Source organism: Actinomadura sp. NPDC049753 (assembly GCF_040674655.1).
Classification (GTDB): Bacteria; Actinomycetota; Actinomycetes; order Streptosporangiales; family Streptosporangiaceae; genus Spirillospora; species Spirillospora verrucosospora.
Window position 1 is genome coordinate 23,478 of record NZ_JBFARL010000029.1, and the last position, 16,479, is coordinate 39,956.

The window sequence follows — 16,479 nt, forward strand, 5'->3', positions numbered from 1 at the left end:
TTCTTCGCCGGCCGCGCTGCGCCGGCCGCCCTCCTCCACACGGTCATCACTGTTCCGGCCTCGCGCCGGGACATGTCCGGGTTCTGCGGAACCCCGGCGTGTCCTGGCGCGGTCTGCCAGAGCACGCCGTGGTTCGCGGACCACAGCCACCTCCGTCCTCGGGGCGGAGTCGTCACAAAGGAAAGACTGTGTACGGCATTGTCGTATTCGGCGAACTATTGATCCAACAGATCGGCTGGGCGTTCAACACCCTGGCCGACCCACTGGCGAGCGGGCTGGTCACGGGTGTGATCGGTGGCCTCGTGATCTGGGGATGGACGGTCTGGAGGACCCGAAGGGCCCTTCCGTTCAAGTCGCTCACCCCCTACGACCGCGTGATCGTCGGTCGCCTCGCGGTCGGCCTCGTAGTGATCAACGTGCTCTACCCCTACGGCTCCCAGCTCGTGGGCATGGGGGCGATCATCACGATGTCCGCCCTGGGGCCGCTCTGCTCCGACGGCAGCGTACTGTGGACGATCTTCCGGCATCCTGAGGAGGCGCCGGTCGGCGTCCTTCGTGACGCCGTCCTGAGCGTCGTGTTCCGCGTGGCCGCGTTCGCGGGCGTCGTGGTCGTCAACAAGCCCTGGGACGGGTTCGAGCACTCGCCCTGGGAGACGGGAATCGGGATCGGCTGCGGCCTTTTCGGCGCCTGGAGCTTCTGGAACTACCTCCACTGCCTGTACGACGAGAAGCACTATCCGAAGGCCGTTGACCGGCTGAGGATCCTGGCGGTGGCGGACGTCGTCGCGATTCCCCTCACCGCTCTCGCGGTGTGGGGGGCGAGCCCGCTCCTCGGCGGAGGGTACTCGGAGCTGTCGGGGAGGGTGGTCCTGCTGGGCACCTGCGCCGGCATCCTGTCCTTCGCGGTGCCGACGATCATCGGTGCCTGGGTGAGCGGCAAGGTCTCGCTGAAGGTGTCGAGCCTGCTCTACCTGCTCGACAGTCCGATGGGGTGCCTGATCGGCTTCCTCGGCGCCCTCTGGGGGGCGCTGCCCGCGGTGCAGGCCCCCGGCCCTCTGGTCTGGATCGGGATGGGCATCGTCTTCCTCGCGGCGTTCGCCGCCGCGAGGCGCCCGATCCCGGAGGTGGAGTGGTCGAAGGACGAGCACCGCTTCATCATGCCGAAGGGCAGTTCCGCCTGACGGTCACACCGGCCGGACGGGCCGCGGCACACGTGCCGCGGCCCGACCGGAGCAGTCACCACGAGTGGGGAGGGGCAGCCGCCCCTCCCCATGCTCGTCCGCGCGGGCGCCATGGGGTGGCGGCCGAAAGGGCCTCCGGTCCTGAGGCTCTTGGCCGCGCGGTCGTTCAGGCACGGTCGTTCAGGCGCGGTCGGGGGCGGTCCAGCTCGACAGCAGGCGCAGTGCGTCGGCGGTGGGGGAGGCGGGTTCGACGTTGTAGACGCACAGGGTCTGGTCGGTGTCGCCGGGGACCTGGAAGGACTCGTAGGCGAATTCGAGGTCGCCGGCGACGGGGTGGTGGTAGCGCTTGGTGCCGTGGGTGCGGCGCAGGACGCGGTGGTCGTTCCACCAGGTGGAGAACTCGGGTGATCTGACGGTGAGCTCGCCGATCAGGTCGGCGAGCTGCCTGTCGTGGGGGTGGCGGCCCGCTTCGAGACGGAGGACGGCGACGGTCTCGGCGGCGATCCGCTCCCAGTCGCCGACCTGTTCGCGGGCGGCGGGATCGAGGAGGTAGTAGCGGGCGAGGTTGCACTGTGTGGCGGGCAGGGCGTCGAAGTCGGTGAGGACCTCGCGGGCGAGCCGGTTGGAGGCCAGCACGTCGGTGCGTCGGCCGAGGATGAAGGCGGGCACGTGCTCCAGGGTGTGGAGCATCAGGTGCAGGCCGGGCCGGACCCGCTGCGGGGGCGCGGGGGTGCGGCGGGCGCGTGCGGGCCGGGCCAGCAGGTCCCGCAGGTGCTCGCATTCGGCGGGATCCATGCGCAGGGCCCGGCACAGGGCCTCGACCACCTCGGTGGAGGGGTTGGCGGCGCGGCCCTGCTCCAGGCGGGTGTAGTACTCGGTGCTGACGCCGGCGAGCCGGGCGACCTCGTCGCGGCGCAGCCCGGGCACCCGCCGGATCCGCCCGTCCGAGGGCAGTCCGGCCTCGTCCGGGGTGATCCGGGCGCGGCGGCTGCGCAGGAAGTCCGCGAGCTCGGTGTTGGCGTCCATGCTTCCAGTGTGGCCCGGGCGGGATGGGCGACGGCGGTCGTGGGTGGTCTTGCCGGTACCAGTGTCGCCGGTACCTGCCGCGACAAGGTCATTTTAGGCGCTCTGGAGTGCTCTTCACGCTGATGTCCTGATGGTGCCGGTCGGTGGCCACCGACCGGGACGTCACCTGAAAGGTTCGATCATGACTCAGACCTCCGCCACCCCGCTGTCGGGCCGCGTCGCGGTGATCAGCGGTGCCTCCAGCGGCATCGGCGAGGCCACGGCCGAGCAGCTCTCCGGCCAGGGCGCGACCGTCGTGCTGCTGGCCCGCAGGGAGGACCGGCTCGCCGGTCTCGCCGCCCGGATCGAGAAGGACGGCGGCACCGCCGTGGCGATCGCCGTGGACGTGACCGACGCCGCCGCGGTCCAGGCCGCCGCCGACCGGGTCGCCGCCGAACTGGGCGGCGCCGACCTGCTGTTCAACAACGCCGGGGTGATGCTTCCGGCGCCGATCGAGGAACTGGCCACCGGGCAGTGGCAGCACCAGATCGACCTGAACGTCACCGGCCTGATGAACACCGTCGGCGCGTTCGTCCCGCAGCTGGTCGAGGCCGGGACCGAGCGCGGAGTCGCCGACCTGGTCAACACGTCGTCGATCGCCGCGCAGAACATCTTCCCCAACTTCGCGGTGTACTCGGCCACCAAGGCCTACGTCACCCACCTGTCGCGGCACCTGCGCGCCGAACTCGGCCCCAAGAACGTGCGCGTGTCGGCGATCGAGCCCGGCATCGTCGGCACCGAGCTGCAGAGCCACGTCACCGACCCCGGCGCCCGGGAGTGGCTGGAGGGCTCCAAGGAGACGATGAAGTGGCTCGCCCCGCAGGACGTCGCCGCCACCATCGGCTTCCTGGCCGCGCTGCCGCCGCACGTCAACCTCCAGCAGGTCACCATCATGCCCACCGGACAGTTGTCCTGAGCCTCCTGCTGGAAGGGCCCGGGGAAACGGTCAGGCGGCGCCCACGGTTCGCGGTGAGCGCCGCCTGCCGGGCCGGCCGGGGAAGGCCGTAGGCGCTACCGCCTCTCTGCGGCCTCCTCGCCACCAGGCCCTAGGCTCACCAGGGTGAAGCTGGACGAAGCGGTACGTATGTGGGACCCAGAGCCGGGATGGCTGAACACCGCGAGCTACGGCATACCGCCGGAGCCGGCGTTCGACGCGCTGCAGGGCGCGCTGGCCGAGTGGCGCCGCGGAGCCAACGGCTGGGACAAGTGGGACCGGTCCACCGGTCGGGCGCGCGACGCGTTCGCGCGCCTGGTCGGCGTCGCGGCCGACGACGTGGCCGTGGGCGCCTCCGCCTCGCAGGTGCTGGCCCCGGTCGCCGCCTCGCTGCCGCCCGGCTCGCGCGTCGTCGTCCCCGACATCGAGCAGACGTCGAACCTGTTCCCCTGGCTCGTGCACGACCTCGACGTGCGCACGGTCCCGCCCGCCGACCTGCCGGGCGCGATCGACGAGCGCACGGACGCGGTCGCCTTCAGCCTGGTCCAGTCCGCGACGGGCGAGGTCGCCGCCGTCGACGAGGTCGTCGCGGCGGCGCGGGCGCACGGCGCGCTCGTCGTCGGCGACGCCACCCAGGCGGTCGGCTGGCTCCCGGTCGACGCGACGCCCTTCGACGTCCTCGCCGTCTCGGCGTACAAGTGGCTGATGTGCCCGCGCGGTACCGCCTTCTGCTACGTGAGCCCGGCCGTGCGCGACCGCGTACGGCCGCTCGCCGCCAACTGGTACGCCGGTGACGGCGACGCATCCTACGGCCCCCCGCTGCGGCTGGCGAAGGACGCCCGCCGGTTCGACATCGCGGCCCCCTGGTTCTCCTACGTCGCGGCCGCCCCCACGCTGGAGCTGCTCCTGGAGGTCGGCATCGGCCCGATCCACGAGCACGACGTACGGATGGCCGACCGGTTCCGGGCGGGCCTCGGCATGCCGCCCGGCGACAGCGCGATCGTCAGCGTCACCCGGCCGGGCGCGGCCGAGCGGCTCGCGGCGGCCGGTGTCCGGGCATCCGTCCGCAAGGGCGCGGCGCGCCTGGCCTTCCACCTCTACACGACCGAGGCCGACGTCGACGCCGCCATCGCGGCCCTGGCCTGAGGCCGGCACAGCTCAGCGACGGGGTGGGACGTTGTGGCCGCGCGCGGACGCTCGGCCTCCGCCCGCTCCGGCAGGCAGACGCAGCCTGCGTACTTCGAGTGCCAGAAAGGCCGAGAGGACGACGATGACGCCGGACTCCAGGCCGAGCGCGAGCATGACGGTGGTCCGGTAGCCGTATTCGTGGAACCCGAACAGCGCGCCCTGTTCACTGATCAGAAGACCGATGATGGTTCCCAGCGAGAAGACGATCGCTCCGAGCGCCACGAGCGCGTGGGGGGCGCGCCCGAAGACCGGCACGGCGGAAAGGCCGGGCAGGGACCTCAGCGGACTGGCCAGGGTGAGAGCCAGCACCACCGCGCCGGCGAAATTGAGCACGAACAGCACGCCGATGACCGGGATGACGCGGTAGTAGTCCGCGAAGTACTCGTAGAGATGGACCGCGCCTATGCCGAACAGCAGCAGGACGCCCAGATAGCGCAGCGCATAGCTCATGGCGATCCCGCGCTCGTTCCGCTCTCGACCTGCTGGCCCTGGGGCGAGACGGCGTACCATTCGGCGCCGAACTGGGTGAGGGCCTCGCCGTGAGTGTCACCGCGTCCGGTGTCGGCTTGGTAGTAGTACAGCGGGTGGCCCCCGTAGACGATCTGCGGGGGCCCGTCGGAGCGGTTGATCGTGGCGATCTGGGACCGCTGGGCGCTTCCGGCCGTGGTCGGGGCGCCCTCGGTGGTCACCGGTGGCCAGATGCTCGCGCATGCCCCCGAGCAGGTCGACTGGTTCGGCGGGTCGGCGACGAACAGGTACAGCGTCCGTCCCTCCTCGTTCACCAGGATCTGCCCGAGGCGCGGCGCCTGGGCCGTGCTGATCTGCGTCCGGCCGGGATTCTGCGAGTTGGTCGCGGTCGCGCAACCGGCGAGCGCCGACGCCGCGAGCGAAGCGGCGGCGAGCCTCCCGCCGAACCGGGCCGTCCCCGGACGGCCTCTCTCAGTAGCCACCGCCGCCACCCGACGGCTGCTTCGTCACCGGCGCACCGGACGGGGACAGCACGTACCACTTGGCGCCGAACTGGTTGAGCCCCTGTCCCTTGGTGCTGCCGCTCGTGGTGCCGTCAGGCGCGTAGTAGTAAAGAGGGTGCCCGCTGTAGGTGACCTCGGTCGTGCCGTCGCTCCGCTTGGTGGTGCCCAGCTTCGCCGCGTCCGCTCCCGAACCGGCCTGAGGCATCCCGTTGGTCGTGACGGGCGGCCACACCGCGGCGCATGACCCTGAGCAGGACGATGTGGTCCCCGTGTCCTTCTGGAACAGGTACACCGTCCGGGCCTGGCCGTCGACCACGATCTGTCCCAGCTGCCCCACGCTCGCCGTCTTGATCGTGCCGCCGGGCGCGCTGCCGGTGGGAGGGGCCGAGGAGGGGGGCGACGTCGCCGGGGAGGACGGGGGCGATGTCGTCGGCTTGGACGAGGTGCTCGACCCGCCGCCGCATCCGGTGACGGCGGCCGCGACCACGGCGGCCGCGCCGACGGTCAGCGGCACCGCGATCCGTGCTCGACGGCGTCGCCGAACGACGGCCGGACCTGATGAACGGACGCCGGCCGGATGCTGATCGAACATGCGTGCCCTCCCGTCGGAGCGCGGTACCGGACGGCCGGTACCTCCCTTGGCGCCGCATACCCGCGCGGTGTGGGCGGCGAACTGCCCCTGCCCGGCCCATGAACTGGTCTTTTCCGCTGCTGAACGACCATTGACATGCCCATGGCAGCGGAGGAACCGGTGGCCGAGGCGGTTGGCGCCCAACTGCCCGGGGCATTGAGGACGCGGATCGGCGGCTCACTCGCCGGGTCCGGCAGCGTCGCGCCTTGCGCGGGAGGGCCAGGGAGGCGCCGGCGACGGCCAGCAGCCTGGTCGGCTTCGTCGCCGCCGTCTTTGGCCCGCTTGGCGCGGAGCAGGCCCCCGGGCCCCTGGTCTGGTTCGGGATGGGTGTGGTCTTCTTCGCGGCGCTCGCCGCCGCCAGGAGATCTCGGGAATGCCCTCCGATCGGGCTCGCGTCAACCCGCATCGAACTAATGTGACAGCATCGTATTGTTTGGGCAGCAGGCCGACGCAGAAGATTCGCCATTCCTGCTCCATTGTTGCCTTGCGGTTCCGTTCCCTCCGGTACGGTAGGAGAAGTCCCGGGTTCCTCCCGGGACAGCCCCGGGGTTCGGAACCGGGGTAGACGCAAAGAATCTGGGAGATGATTAATATGCGCAAGATCCGACGGCAGGTCCGGCGGCTGCTCCGCGGCTGCATCCACAACTGGGACTCCGGCTGCCCGATGGGCTGCAACTGACGTCTACGGGGCTCCGGCTGAGCCGGGGCTCTGACAGGTGAACCCAGTGCCCTCCGAACCCTGTTCGGAGGGCACTGCTCGTTGTTGACACTCGCCCTCCCTCATCAAACCTTCCACGGGCAGGTCGCCGAGCTTCTGCGCAGAGACCTGGACACCGGACTCCTCGTGGAGAGTGTGGAGCCGCTGACCGCCGGCGTCGAGCTGGTCGCGCTCGCCGGGGGCCTGGCGTACTACCCCCTGATCGGAATCAGGACGCCGGAGACAGCACGCGACCGCGTCGGCTTCGCGGTCGCCGGTCTCTACGGGGACGGAGAGCGCGCACCGTGCACGGGCGCGGGGGTGCGGGTCAGTCCGGGACGCCCGCGGCGAGCATGGGGGTGAGGGTGAGGTCGGGGTGTTCGCGTTCGATCGCGCGCACCCGCCACTTGTCGACGAAGACCGCGATGTACGAGCCGTCGAGGGTGCGGGTGAGCACCTCGACGCCGCGCCGCCCGGCGAGCGTCTCGGCGGACTCCTTGTCGGTGATGCGGGCGGTCGTGTAGTCGAGGCGGGACAGCTCGACCGGGGCGCCGAACTCGTCGGCCATCCGCGCGGTGAACACGTCGAACTGGAGAGGGCCGACCGCGGCCAGGACGGGGGCCTGGTCGCCGCGCAGGTCGCTGCGCAGCACCTGCACGACGCCCTCGCTGTCGAGCTGGTCGATGCCGCGGCGGAACTGCTTGGCCCGGCTGTTGTCCTTGACCCGCGCCACCATGAAGTGCTCGGGCGCGAACGCCGGGATCGGCGGGAACGTCACGGGGGTCCGGGTGTACAGGGTGTCGCCGACGGTCAGGCCGGAGGCGTTGGGCAGCCCGATGACGTCTCCCGGGTAGGCGGCGTCCAGGGTGGAGCGGTCGCGGCCGAAGACCGTCTGGGCGTACTTGGTCGCCAGCGGGCGCCCGGTCGGGGCGTGGGTGAGGGTCGCGCCGCGCTCGAAGCGGCCCGAGCAGACGCGGATGAAGGCCAGCCGGTCGCGGTGCGCCCGGTCCATACCCGCCTGCACCTTGAACACCTGCCCGGAGAACGGCGCCGTCACCGGTCGCGGGTGGCCCGCGGCGTCGGTGCGCGCGGACGGCGCGGGCGCCAGCCGGCGCACGGTGTCGAGCAGCGCGCTGACGCCGAAGTTGGGCAGCGCGGCGCCGAACAGGACGGGGGTGCTGGAGCCCGCCGCGAAGGCGTCCATGTCGAGGACGGCGCCGATCTCCTCCAGCAGGGCCAGCTCCTCGTTGGCGGTCACCCAGGCCTGGCCCTCCTCGGCGGCGGCCCGGTCGGCCGGGACGCGTTCGGCGGCCGCGCGGGTGGCGCCGCCGGGGGTGCGGCGGAACCGGGTGTAGGAGCCGTCGGCGCGGTCGATCAGGCCGCGGAAGTCCCCGGCGATGCCGACCGGCCAGTTCAGCGGCGCCGGGTGCAGGCCGATGCGCTGCTCGACCTCGTCCAGCAGTTCCAGCGGCTCGCGGCCCGGCCGGTCCCACTTGTTGACGAACGTGATGACGGGGATGCCGCGGTGCCGGCACACGTCGAACAGCTTGAGCGTCTGCGCCTCCAGGCCCTTGGCCGAGTCCAGCAGCATGATCGCCCCGTCGACGGCGGCGAGCACGCGGTAGGTGTCCTCGGAGAAGTCCGCGTGGCCGGGGGTGTCGAGGAGGTTCAGCAGGGCGTCGCCGAACTCGAACCGCAGCACCGAGGAGGTGATGGAGATGCCGCGGGAGCGCTCCATGTCCATCCAGTCCGAGCGGACGCCGCGGCGCCCGGCCTTGCCGTGCACCGCGCCGGCCTGCTCGATCGCCTGCGCGTGCAGGGCGAGCGCCTCGGTCAGCGTGGACTTGCCGGCGTCGGGGTGACTGATCACCGCGAACGTCCGGCGCCGCGCCGCCTCCGCCGCAACGTCCTCCGCAGTGCCGATTCCGGCGCTCACCGCGCTCCCCTCTCCGCCGACCGTCCCCCTACTCTAGGGTCGATTTCCCCCTCGAAGAGATGCGCGAGCCGCCGACCGTCCTGGACCGGCTCCGCCCCGGTACCGCTACCCGGCGGGGAGGTGGGGGGCGGTCGAGGCGTGCAGGGCCAGGGAGAGCTCGACGGCGCTGTCGACCACGGCGTCGAGGTCGTCGCCCAGGCGGCCGTCGGCCCACTGCCGGGCCAGCTCGGTCATCGCGCCGGTGAACATCGTCGCGGCGACGACGACGGGGAGCGGCGGGCTCTCGGCGCGGCTCATCGCGAGGACGCCCTCCAGCAGGGCGGTCTGCGCGGCGCGGCGGCGCTCGGCCAGGACCTCGTTGCCGCGCGCCTCGGCGAACAGGACGCGGCCCCGGCGGGGGTCGTCGCTGATGAAGCTGAGCACGCCGCGGATGCCGGCGCGGGTGCGGACGTCGGGACGGGGGCCCGCCTCGTCCAGGGCGCGGGCCAGGACCTCGCCGAGGGCGGCGGCCTCCCGGTCGTAGACGGCGGCGAGCAGCTCGCCGGTGTCGGCGAAGTTCTCGTAGAAGTACCGCGTGTGGAGCTCGGCCTCGCGGCACACGGCGCGGACGGTGAGGGCGGCCTCGCCCTCCTCGCCGAACAGCCGGAACGCGGCCCGCAGGAGCATGGCGCGCCGCTCGTCGCGGCGCCGGCCCGCGGGGACGCCGGCCCACCGCGTGGACGCGGCCGTGCGCGTGCTCGCCATGCCGGTCACCCTACCCCGCGGGGCCGGGGCGCCCTCGAAGTCTGGACACGCATGTACCCAGACACTTACTCTGGATACACCTGTCACCAGAACTGGCCGGGAGTGCGGCATGCCATCGAGGAACACCATCATCGCGGCGCGGTTCGAGCGGGCCTTCGACGCCGAGATCCGCTCCAGGTTCTTCCGCGGGCTGGAGTTCGCCGGACCGGAGGGCGACCCCGGCTGGTTCGGGCCCGGCAGCGCGGTCTGGTACGTCCACTCGCACCTGCCGACCCTGCTGCTCGGGCTGGTCGGGGCCGCCTACATCGAGGGCCTGGACCCGAGCATCAGCTGGATGGCCTACGACCACTCCCGCATCCCCGAGCGCGTCGACGGCGTCCCGACCGGCGGCATCGACCCCGAGGGCGCGGCCGCGCGGCTCGGGCACTCCCTCTCGTTCTTCATCGGGACGGCCTACGGCTCCACCGCGACGGCCGAGCGCCTCGCCCGGACCGTCCGCGCCATGCACCACACGGTGAAGGGCACCCGCCCGGACGGGCTGGCCTACGACGCCGACGACCCCGACTGGCTCCGCTGGAACTACGCGACCGTGGTGTGGGGGCTGGCGACCGCGCACGAGCGCTACCACCGCCGCCCGCTCAAGGGAGACGACCTGGAGCGCTACTACCGCGAGTTCGTCCGCGTCGGCGAGGCCCTCGGCGGGACGGACCTGCCCGCCACCAAGGCGGACGTCGCCGAGTGCCTGGAGTCCTACCTGCCGCGCCTCGCGATCACTCCGATCAAGGCGTTCGGAACCGGGCCCAACCTGCGCGGCAGCAAGACCAGGCCGTGGGAGCCCGGCAGCCCGTTCATGGACTGGGCGGCCCGCGACATGCTGCCGGAGTGGGCGCGCAAGCTCGCCCTCTACCAGCCGCCCAACCCGGTGACGCTGCGGCTGCGCCGGACGGCGCTGTGGGTCGTCCTCAACGCGCTGCACGACGCCACCGGCCCGCTGCCGGAGTTCCGGCAGGCGCGGGCCCGGGTCGCGGCGGGCGCTTCGGCGCCGGTCGCCTCCACCGCGCCGGACGCGCCCGACCCGGTGCTGTCGCGCGCGGAGGTGGAGGCCACCGCCTGACCCGCGAACGGCGTTTCGGCCATTAATGCCGCCGCGTTCGTCGATCTCGCCCAAAGACGCGGTTCGATTTCGTGATGGCCTCAATGGGCCAGGGGAAAGGCCGGGCCGAGACCTAGGGTGGAAGGCGCTGTGTCCATCGGGGAGGAGGGGCAGGTCTTGGACGATCCGCGAGCGCCGCATCCGCCCCCCGTCCCAGAGATCGACACCACGGTGTCGCATTCGGCGCGGATCTGGGATTACTGGCTGGGCGGCAAAGAGAACTACGAAGTCGATCGCGAGCTCGGCGACCGGATAGCGGCGGTGCTGCCCGACATCGTGGAGCAGGCCCGCGCCGACCGGCTCTTCCTCGGCAGGGCGGTGCGCTTCCTGGCGGGCGAGGCGGGCGTCCGGCAGTTCCTCGACATCGGGACGGGGCTGCCGACCGCCGACAACACCCACGAGGTCGCCCAGCGCGTGGCGCCCGACTCGAAAGTCGTCTACGTCGACAACGACCCGCTGGTGCTGGCGCACGCGAGGGCCCTGCTGGCCGGCACCTCCGAGGGCGCCACCGACTACCTGGACGCCGACCTGCGCGACACCGAGGCCGTCCTGCGCGGGGCCGGGGCCACGCTCGACCTCACCGAGCCGGTCGCGATCACGATGCTCGGGGTGCTGTGGCACATCACCGACGACGCCGAGGCGCTCGACATCGTCCGAGGGCTGATGGCCGGAACGGCGCCCGGCAGTCACCTCGCCATCGCGCACCCGACGATCGAGATCACCGGAGAGAGGATGGCGTCGGCGATCCGGGAATGGAACAGGTTCGGCAGGCCACCCGGAATCCACCGCACTCCCCGGCAGATCGAGAATCTTTTCCAGGGGCTGGAGCTCGTCGAACCCGGCGTCGTTTCCTGCACCCGATGGCGGCCGGAGGCGACGCCGTTCGGGGAGCCCGAGGAGATCGACCAGTTCTGCGGCGTCGCGCGCAAGCCCGCCGGGCCATGAGCCCCGTCCCCGCCGGACGGATCGGCGCCGCGCTCGCGGCCGGACTGGGCGCCGACGAGTCCGCGGGGCCGACGATGCCGAGGCTGGTGCTGGCGGCCCACCTGCGGAGGCTGCGCGCACGGCGCGGGCTGAGCGCGCGGGCCGCGGCGCGGGCCCTCGGCTCCGACGCCAGGCTCGCCGCCCTGGAGTCCGGCGTCACGCGCTGCGGCATCGACGACGTGCTGGCGCTGTGCGAGCTGTACGGGGTGGGGGAGCACGCCACCCGGGTCACGCTGCTGGAGCTGGCGCGGCAGTCCCACCGTCCCGGCTGGTGGCAGCCGTACCGCAGGATCATCCCCGACTGGTTCCTGCCCTACGTCGGGGCGGAGCAGATCGCCGCCGTCATCCGCTGCTACGCCGTCCGGTACGTCCCCGACCTGCTCCAGACCGCCGAGTACGCCCGGGCCCGGCTCGCGTCCGCCTGGGGTGCGGGCCCCGCCGAGGAGGTCGACGCGCGGGTGCGGTTGCGGCTGCGGCGGCAGGACGTCCTGTACCGGGCCTCGCCCGCGCGCGTGTGGACGATCCTCGACGAGGCGGCGCTGCGCCGCCCGGTCGGGGGGCGGGCGACGATGTTCCGGCAGGTCGAGCATCTGCTGGAGCTGTGCGAACTGCCGAACGTGACGCTGCAGATCCTGCCGTTCGCGAGCGCCGGACACGCCGCGCCGGCCGGCGCCATGACGCTGCTCCGGCTTCCCCACGATGATCTGGCCGACGTCGTCTACCTCGAACAGCTGGACAACGCCATCTATCCGGACCTGCCGTGGGAACGGGACCACCACCGGCACGCCATGAACGTGCTGGCCACCCGGGCCTCGCCGCCGGCCCGGACGCCGCTGATCCTGAAGGAGATGATCAGCGCGTTGTGACGGGGCCGTGTCGTATGACGCAGACGCCCGCCGCCGCGCTGTGACATCGTGTCCCGCGATCGATGGCGAGCACCACGCGCGCCGTCCCGTCCCGGCGGTCCACTCCTGTCACCGCGGCCGGGGCCCTCCGGGCGGGCGGCGGAGAGAACGAGGACGCGATGCCCGACGAGCAGCCCGAAGCCTCCGCTCTCCAGGTGTTCAGGCACCGGATCAAGGAGCTCTACGCACTGGCCGGGGCGCCCGCGCCGACGGTCGTGAACCGGATCGTCGCGGACCTGGAGGAGTTCTATCCGCTCATCGGGGGGCGCGGCACGCTGCCGAAGAGCGTCGCGCGCTCCACGCTGAACCAGGTCGTCAACGGCGCCCGGCTCCCGTCCGCGGGGATGCTGGCGGTGATCGTCCTCGCCCTGCAGCGGTGCGGCCGGGAGAACGGCGGCCTGACCGAGGATCCGGGCACGGCATGCCTGGAGGAATGGCACCGGCTGCTCAGGGAGGCCAAGGCGGAGCAGAGCGCGCGCGACCGTGCCGCCTCCGGCCGGGGGCCCGGCGCGCAGCCGGCCGGCGCGGCCGATCCGGTGCGGCTCGAACCGGGCGAGCGCGCGGTGCTCGACGCGCACGGCCCTTACGCCTCGGCGCTGGCGGCGCGGGCCGAGCGCGGGGACCGGGACGCCGTCTACGAGATCGCGGTGCTCCTCGCGTGCGGAACGGGCCACGGCCCCAAGGCGGCGGCCTACCTGGTGAACGCCACGGCGGCGGGTCAGAGCGCCGCGTCGGACCTGCTGCCCGCCGACGACGGGGAGGTCGACCGGCGGCTGGCGCGGGCGCACGCACGCGCGCTGGCGTACGCGGCCGGGCGGTACGGCGACGAGGAGGCGGCGCGCGCGTTCCGGTCCTGCGGGGCCGCGCCGGGCGCCGTCCCGCCGCGCCCGGCGAGCGCACCGGACAATTAGCCGAATGCCGGACGAATATCCCTAAAGGGATGTGGTTCCCTGCGTTCCCCCGCGTTCCGTATCGTTCGCCGACGTATTGCAGGCGCCACTGCCGGTTCTTTTTTGGATGAAGTGCCACGGACCTGACTAAGCACACGAAAGAGTCAGGTGATCGCTGACTGAAGCGGTCGATCTTCGTGGAGGAGAAGTACGGCAATGGCGCCCAGCTTCCGGAGCGACGATCTCACCGTCGAAGCTCTCTTTCCTGACATGTTCCGGCGGCGCGAAGCGGGGTGGTGCGTCGCGCGCCGGCTGTACCGCCGCCTCGCCTCCCGGCGCGGCGGCGGCGCGCGGCCCCGCTGCCGGGTCGTCCTCGCCCTGGACATCGCCCGGTTCACCGGCCACGACGAGGCGACGCAGATCCACCTGCGCGAGGTGATGTACCGGATCGTCGGCGACGCGCTCGCGGCGGCGCGCATCGGGCGGCGCGGAAGCCGGATGGAGGACAGGGGCGACGGGCTCCTGATGGTGCTGCGCGCGCAGGCCAGCCTCGACACCGTCCTCCCGCTCCTCTTCGGGAACATCCGCGAACGGGTCCAGGCCTACAACGCGACCGCCGTGCCTTCGGAGCGGCTGCGCCTGCGGGCCGCTCTGCACGCGGGGTTCCTGCACCGCGACAGGCACGGGGTGACCGGCGACACGGTCAACCTGCTGTTCCGGATGCTGGACGCGCCCGCCATGAAGCGGCGCCTCGACGACGAGGACGCCGACTTCGCGCTCGCCGTCTCCCCCAACGTCTACGAGGCGGCCACCGGATACCGGCTGATCGACGGCAAGGACTTCGAGTTGATCGACGTCGACGTCAAGCAGACCCGCACCAGCGCGTGGCTGTACCTGGCGCCGCCGCCCAGGCCCGCGCGGCGCCGCCCGCACCCGACCCGCGTCGGCGGCCGATCGGGTCTCCCCCCTCGCCCCGGAGGGTGACCGAATGCCATTCTGGTGTTCTGGCCGGGACGGAAGCCTGGAGGGGCCATGGCGATCGCCATCAGCGACGAACACCGCGAGCTGGCACGGACGGCGCGCTCGTTCCTGCGCGACCAGGGGGCGCGGGCGGCGAACCGCGCGCTGCTGGACGCCGAGAAGGAGACCCTGCCCGCCTTCTGGGGGGAGTTCGCCGCGCTGGGGCTGCTCGGCCTGCACCTTCCCGAGGAGCACGGCGGCGGGGGAGCGGGCCTGCCGGAGCTGGTCGTGGTCGCCGAGGAGCTCGGCCGCGCCGCCGCGCCCGGCCCTATGCTGCCGACGATGATCGCGTCCGCCGTGCTCGACGCGTCGGGGGACGGGGAGCGGCGGGCCCGGCTCCTGCCCGGCCTCGCGTCGGGTGCGACCCCGGCGGCCCTCGGGCTGGACGGCGCGCTCACCGTGACCGGCGGCGCCGCCACCGGGGACGCGGGCGTCGTGCTGGGCGGCGGCCTCGCGGAACTGCTCGTCCTGCCCGCCGGCGACGACATGGTCGTCGTGCGGGCCGGCGCACCGGGCGTCGCGGTCGAGGTGCCCGGCAACCTGGACCCGTCCCGCCGCTCCGCCCGCGTGCGGCTGGACGGCGCCGCCGTGGAGGTCCTCGCCGGGGCCCGCGCGCACGCGACCGCCGTCGCCCGGACGCTGATGTCCGCGGAGGCGGTCGGCGGCGCGCTGGAATGCGTCGACACCGCCACCGCGTACGCCAAGGTGCGGCAGCAGTTCGGGCGGCCGATCGCGACGTTCCAGGCCGTCAAGCACCACTGCGCGAACATGCTCGTCGCCGCGGAGCTCGCCACGGCCGCGGTGTGGGACGCGGCGCGGGCGGCGTCCGGCCCGTCCGACCAGTTCGAGCTGGCCGCGGCCGTGGCGGCGGCGCTCGCCCTGCCCGCCTTCACCTCCGACGCGGGCCTGAACATCCAGGTGCACGGCGGCATCGGCTTCACCTGGGAGCACGACGCGCACCTGCTGCTGCGCCGCGCCGCGACGCTGGAGGCCGTCGCCGGCCCGCACGCCGCGGAGCGGGACGTGACCCGGCTGCGGGCGGCCGGGGTCGTCCGGGAGGCGAGCCTCGACCTGCCGCCCGAGGCCGAGGCGCGCCGCGCGGAGATCCGCGGGCTGGCCCGGGAGATCGCCGCGCTGCCCCCGGCCGAGCAGCGCGAGAGGCTCATCGAGACCGGCTACGTCCAGCCGCACTGGCCGCGCCCCTGGGGAGTGGAGGCGAGCGCCGGGCTGCAACTGGTCATCGAGGACGAGTTCCGCGCCGCGGGCGTGAAGCGCCCCCAGCTCGGCATCACCGGCTGGGTGATCCTCACGCTCGTCCAGCACGGCACCCAGGACCAGGTCGACCGGTGGGTGCGCCCTGCGCTCACGGGCGAGGAGGTCTGGTGCCAGCTGTTCAGCGAGCCCGACGCCGGGTCGGACGCGGCGGCGGTCAGGACCCGCGCCGTCAAGGTGGAGGGCGGCTGGCTCGTCAACGGCCAGAAGGTGTGGACGAGCGGCGCCCAGCACTGCCGCTGGGGCTTCGCCACCGTCCGCACCGACCCCGACGCGCCGAAGCACTCCGGCGTCACGATGGTCGTCGTCGACATGCGCCACCCCGGCGTGGAGGTCCGGCCGCTGCGCCAGACGACCGGCACCTCCGACTTCAACGAGGTGTTCTTCTCCGACGTCTTCGTCCCCGACGCCGACGTCGTCGGGGAACCGAACAAGGGCTGGACCGTCGCCCGCGCCACCCTCGGCAACGAGCGGGTCAGCATCGGCGGCGGCGTCGGCGGCCCGCCGGGACCCGACGTGTTCCGGCTCTACGCCGAGCGCGGCGACCGCGTCCCGGCGGCGGCCGAGCGCGTCGGCGCGTACGCCGCCGAGGAGCAGGCCCTGCGCCTGCTCAACCTGCGGTCCGCCGAGCGCGCGGTCGCGGGCGCGGAGCCGGGTCCCGAGGGCAACATCACCAAGCTCGTCCTCGCCGAGCACGGCCACGCCACCGCCGCCCTCCTCGCCGAGTTCGCCGGGCCCGAGACCGCGTTCACCGAGGGCCTCGGCCAGTTCGCGGGCCTGATGCGCCTCGGGTCCCGGGGCATGTCCATCGCGGGCGGCACCTCCGAGATCACCCGCAACCAGATCGCCGAGCGCATCCTCGGCCTGCCCCGCGACCCGCTGATCCGGTAGGACGGCCGGGCCCCGGC

At 73.1% G+C, this 16,479-nt stretch carries 16 protein-coding genes; 10 read left to right on the top strand and 6 right to left on the bottom strand.

The window, feature by feature from the left end; translation table 11 throughout:
* Window positions 1–188 precede the first annotated feature (188 nt).
* Window positions 189–1,181 (top strand): hypothetical protein, encoded by a 993-nt coding sequence (locus AB0K37_RS10985; protein WP_363978132.1) that lies wholly within the window; start codon window positions 189–191, stop codon window positions 1,179–1,181.
* 180 nt (window positions 1,182–1,361) lie between these two features.
* Here AB0K37_RS10985 and AB0K37_RS10990 read toward each other — a convergent pair whose 3' ends face one another.
* Window positions 1,362–2,207 (bottom strand): helix-turn-helix transcriptional regulator, encoded by an 846-nt coding sequence (locus AB0K37_RS10990; RefSeq protein WP_363978135.1) that lies wholly within the window; start codon window positions 2,205–2,207, stop codon window positions 1,362–1,364.
* 181 nt (window positions 2,208–2,388) lie between these two features.
* Between AB0K37_RS10990 and AB0K37_RS10995 the strand changes: the two genes are divergently transcribed.
* Window positions 2,389–3,162: an SDR family oxidoreductase gene (locus AB0K37_RS10995; RefSeq protein ID WP_363978138.1), complete on the top strand. Its 774-nt coding sequence runs from the start codon at window positions 2,389–2,391 to the stop codon at window positions 3,160–3,162.
* Between the two features lie 144 nt (window positions 3,163–3,306).
* On the top strand, window positions 3,307–4,326 hold the full coding sequence (locus tag AB0K37_RS11000; RefSeq protein ID WP_363978141.1) for an aminotransferase class V-fold PLP-dependent enzyme: 1,020 nt from the start codon (window positions 3,307–3,309) through the stop codon (window positions 4,324–4,326).
* 12 nt (window positions 4,327–4,338) lie between these two features.
* On the opposite strand, the gene AB0K37_RS11005 is transcribed toward AB0K37_RS11000, so the two are convergent.
* Genes AB0K37_RS11005 through AB0K37_RS11015 form a run of 3 tightly spaced genes read right to left on the bottom strand, consistent with a single transcriptional unit; the run spans window position 4,339 to window position 5,853 of the window.
* Window positions 4,339–4,818 (bottom strand): hypothetical protein, encoded by a 480-nt coding sequence (locus AB0K37_RS11005; protein ID WP_363978144.1) that lies wholly within the window; start codon window positions 4,816–4,818, stop codon window positions 4,339–4,341.
* Window positions 4,815–5,318 (bottom strand): hypothetical protein, encoded by a 504-nt coding sequence (locus tag AB0K37_RS11010; protein WP_363978147.1) that lies wholly within the window; start codon window positions 5,316–5,318, stop codon window positions 4,815–4,817. The genes AB0K37_RS11005 and AB0K37_RS11010 overlap by 4 nt, the downstream gene beginning before the upstream one ends.
* The gene (locus AB0K37_RS11015) at window positions 5,308–5,853 is read right to left on the bottom strand and encodes a hypothetical protein (protein WP_363978150.1); all 546 of its coding nucleotides are present in this window, start codon (window positions 5,851–5,853) and stop codon (window positions 5,308–5,310) included. Before AB0K37_RS11015 ends, AB0K37_RS11010 begins: the two co-directional genes overlap by 11 nt.
* Before the next feature lie 877 nt (window positions 5,854–6,730).
* Here AB0K37_RS11015 and AB0K37_RS11020 point away from each other — a divergent pair.
* Window positions 6,731–7,030: a hypothetical protein gene (locus AB0K37_RS11020; RefSeq protein WP_363978153.1), complete on the top strand. Its 300-nt coding sequence runs from the start codon at window positions 6,731–6,733 to the stop codon at window positions 7,028–7,030.
* On the opposite strand, the gene AB0K37_RS11025 is transcribed toward AB0K37_RS11020, so the two are convergent.
* A complete protein-coding gene (locus AB0K37_RS11025) occupies window positions 6,996–8,603 on the bottom strand; it encodes a peptide chain release factor 3 (protein ID WP_363978156.1) in 1,608 nt (535 codons plus the stop codon). The two genes, AB0K37_RS11020 and AB0K37_RS11025, sit on opposite strands and share 35 nt — an antisense overlap.
* A 105-nt stretch (window positions 8,604–8,708) precedes the next feature.
* Window positions 8,709–9,347: a TetR family transcriptional regulator gene (locus AB0K37_RS11030; protein WP_363978159.1), complete on the bottom strand. Its 639-nt coding sequence runs from the start codon at window positions 9,345–9,347 to the stop codon at window positions 8,709–8,711.
* 109 nt (window positions 9,348–9,456) lie between these two features.
* On the opposite strand from AB0K37_RS11030, the gene AB0K37_RS11035 reads away from it, so the two are divergent.
* The 6 genes from AB0K37_RS11035 to AB0K37_RS11060 all read left to right on the top strand — a co-directional run bounded on the left by AB0K37_RS11035 (window position 9,457) and on the right by AB0K37_RS11060 (window position 16,462).
* Complete coding sequence (locus AB0K37_RS11035; RefSeq protein ID WP_363978162.1) at window positions 9,457–10,461, top strand: oxygenase MpaB family protein; 1,005 nt, start codon at window positions 9,457–9,459, stop codon at window positions 10,459–10,461.
* Between the two features lie 156 nt (window positions 10,462–10,617).
* Window positions 10,618–11,445 carry an SAM-dependent methyltransferase gene (locus tag AB0K37_RS11040; protein WP_363978165.1) on the top strand — a complete coding sequence of 276 codons (828 nt, stop codon included), beginning with the start codon at window positions 10,618–10,620 and terminating at the stop codon, window positions 11,443–11,445.
* On the top strand, window positions 11,442–12,350 hold the full coding sequence (locus AB0K37_RS11045) for a DUF5753 domain-containing protein (RefSeq protein ID WP_363978168.1): 909 nt from the start codon (window positions 11,442–11,444) through the stop codon (window positions 12,348–12,350). The genes AB0K37_RS11040 and AB0K37_RS11045 overlap by 4 nt, the downstream gene beginning before the upstream one ends.
* Before the next feature lie 62 nt (window positions 12,351–12,412).
* Entirely contained in the window at window positions 12,413–13,300 is an 888-nt protein-coding gene (locus AB0K37_RS11050) for a hypothetical protein (RefSeq protein WP_363978171.1), read from the top strand.
* A 195-nt stretch (window positions 13,301–13,495) separates the two neighbouring features.
* The gene (locus AB0K37_RS11055; RefSeq protein ID WP_363978174.1) at window positions 13,496–14,263 is read left to right on the top strand and encodes a hypothetical protein; all 768 of its coding nucleotides are present in this window, start codon (window positions 13,496–13,498) and stop codon (window positions 14,261–14,263) included.
* A gap of 48 nt (window positions 14,264–14,311) precedes the next feature.
* On the top strand, window positions 14,312–16,462 hold the full coding sequence (locus AB0K37_RS11060) for an acyl-CoA dehydrogenase (RefSeq protein ID WP_363978177.1): 2,151 nt from the start codon (window positions 14,312–14,314) through the stop codon (window positions 16,460–16,462).
* Window positions 16,463–16,479: the final 17 nt, after the last annotated feature.

Coding starts and splice junctions, on each gene's coding strand:
- AB0K37_RS11035 (WP_363978162.1), top strand. CDS start 9,457: ATGCCATCGAGGAACACCATCATCGCGGCGCGGTTCGAGCGGGCCTTC.
- AB0K37_RS11045 (WP_363978168.1), top strand. CDS start 11,442: ATGAGCCCCGTCCCCGCCGGACGGATCGGCGCCGCGCTCGCGGCCGGA.
- AB0K37_RS11060 (WP_363978177.1), top strand. CDS start 14,312: ATGGCGATCGCCATCAGCGACGAACACCGCGAGCTGGCACGGACGGCG.
- AB0K37_RS11030 (WP_363978159.1), bottom strand. CDS start 9,347: ATGGCGAGCACGCGCACGGCCGCGTCCACGCGGTGGGCCGGCGTCCCC.
- AB0K37_RS10995 (WP_363978138.1), top strand. CDS start 2,389: ATGACTCAGACCTCCGCCACCCCGCTGTCGGGCCGCGTCGCGGTGATC.
- AB0K37_RS11055 (WP_363978174.1), top strand. CDS start 13,496: ATGGCGCCCAGCTTCCGGAGCGACGATCTCACCGTCGAAGCTCTCTTT.
- AB0K37_RS11050 (WP_363978171.1), top strand. CDS start 12,413: ATGGCGAGCACCACGCGCGCCGTCCCGTCCCGGCGGTCCACTCCTGTC.
- AB0K37_RS10990 (WP_363978135.1), bottom strand. CDS start 2,207: ATGGACGCCAACACCGAGCTCGCGGACTTCCTGCGCAGCCGCCGCGCC.
- AB0K37_RS11005 (WP_363978144.1), bottom strand. CDS start 4,818: ATGAGCTATGCGCTGCGCTATCTGGGCGTCCTGCTGCTGTTCGGCATA.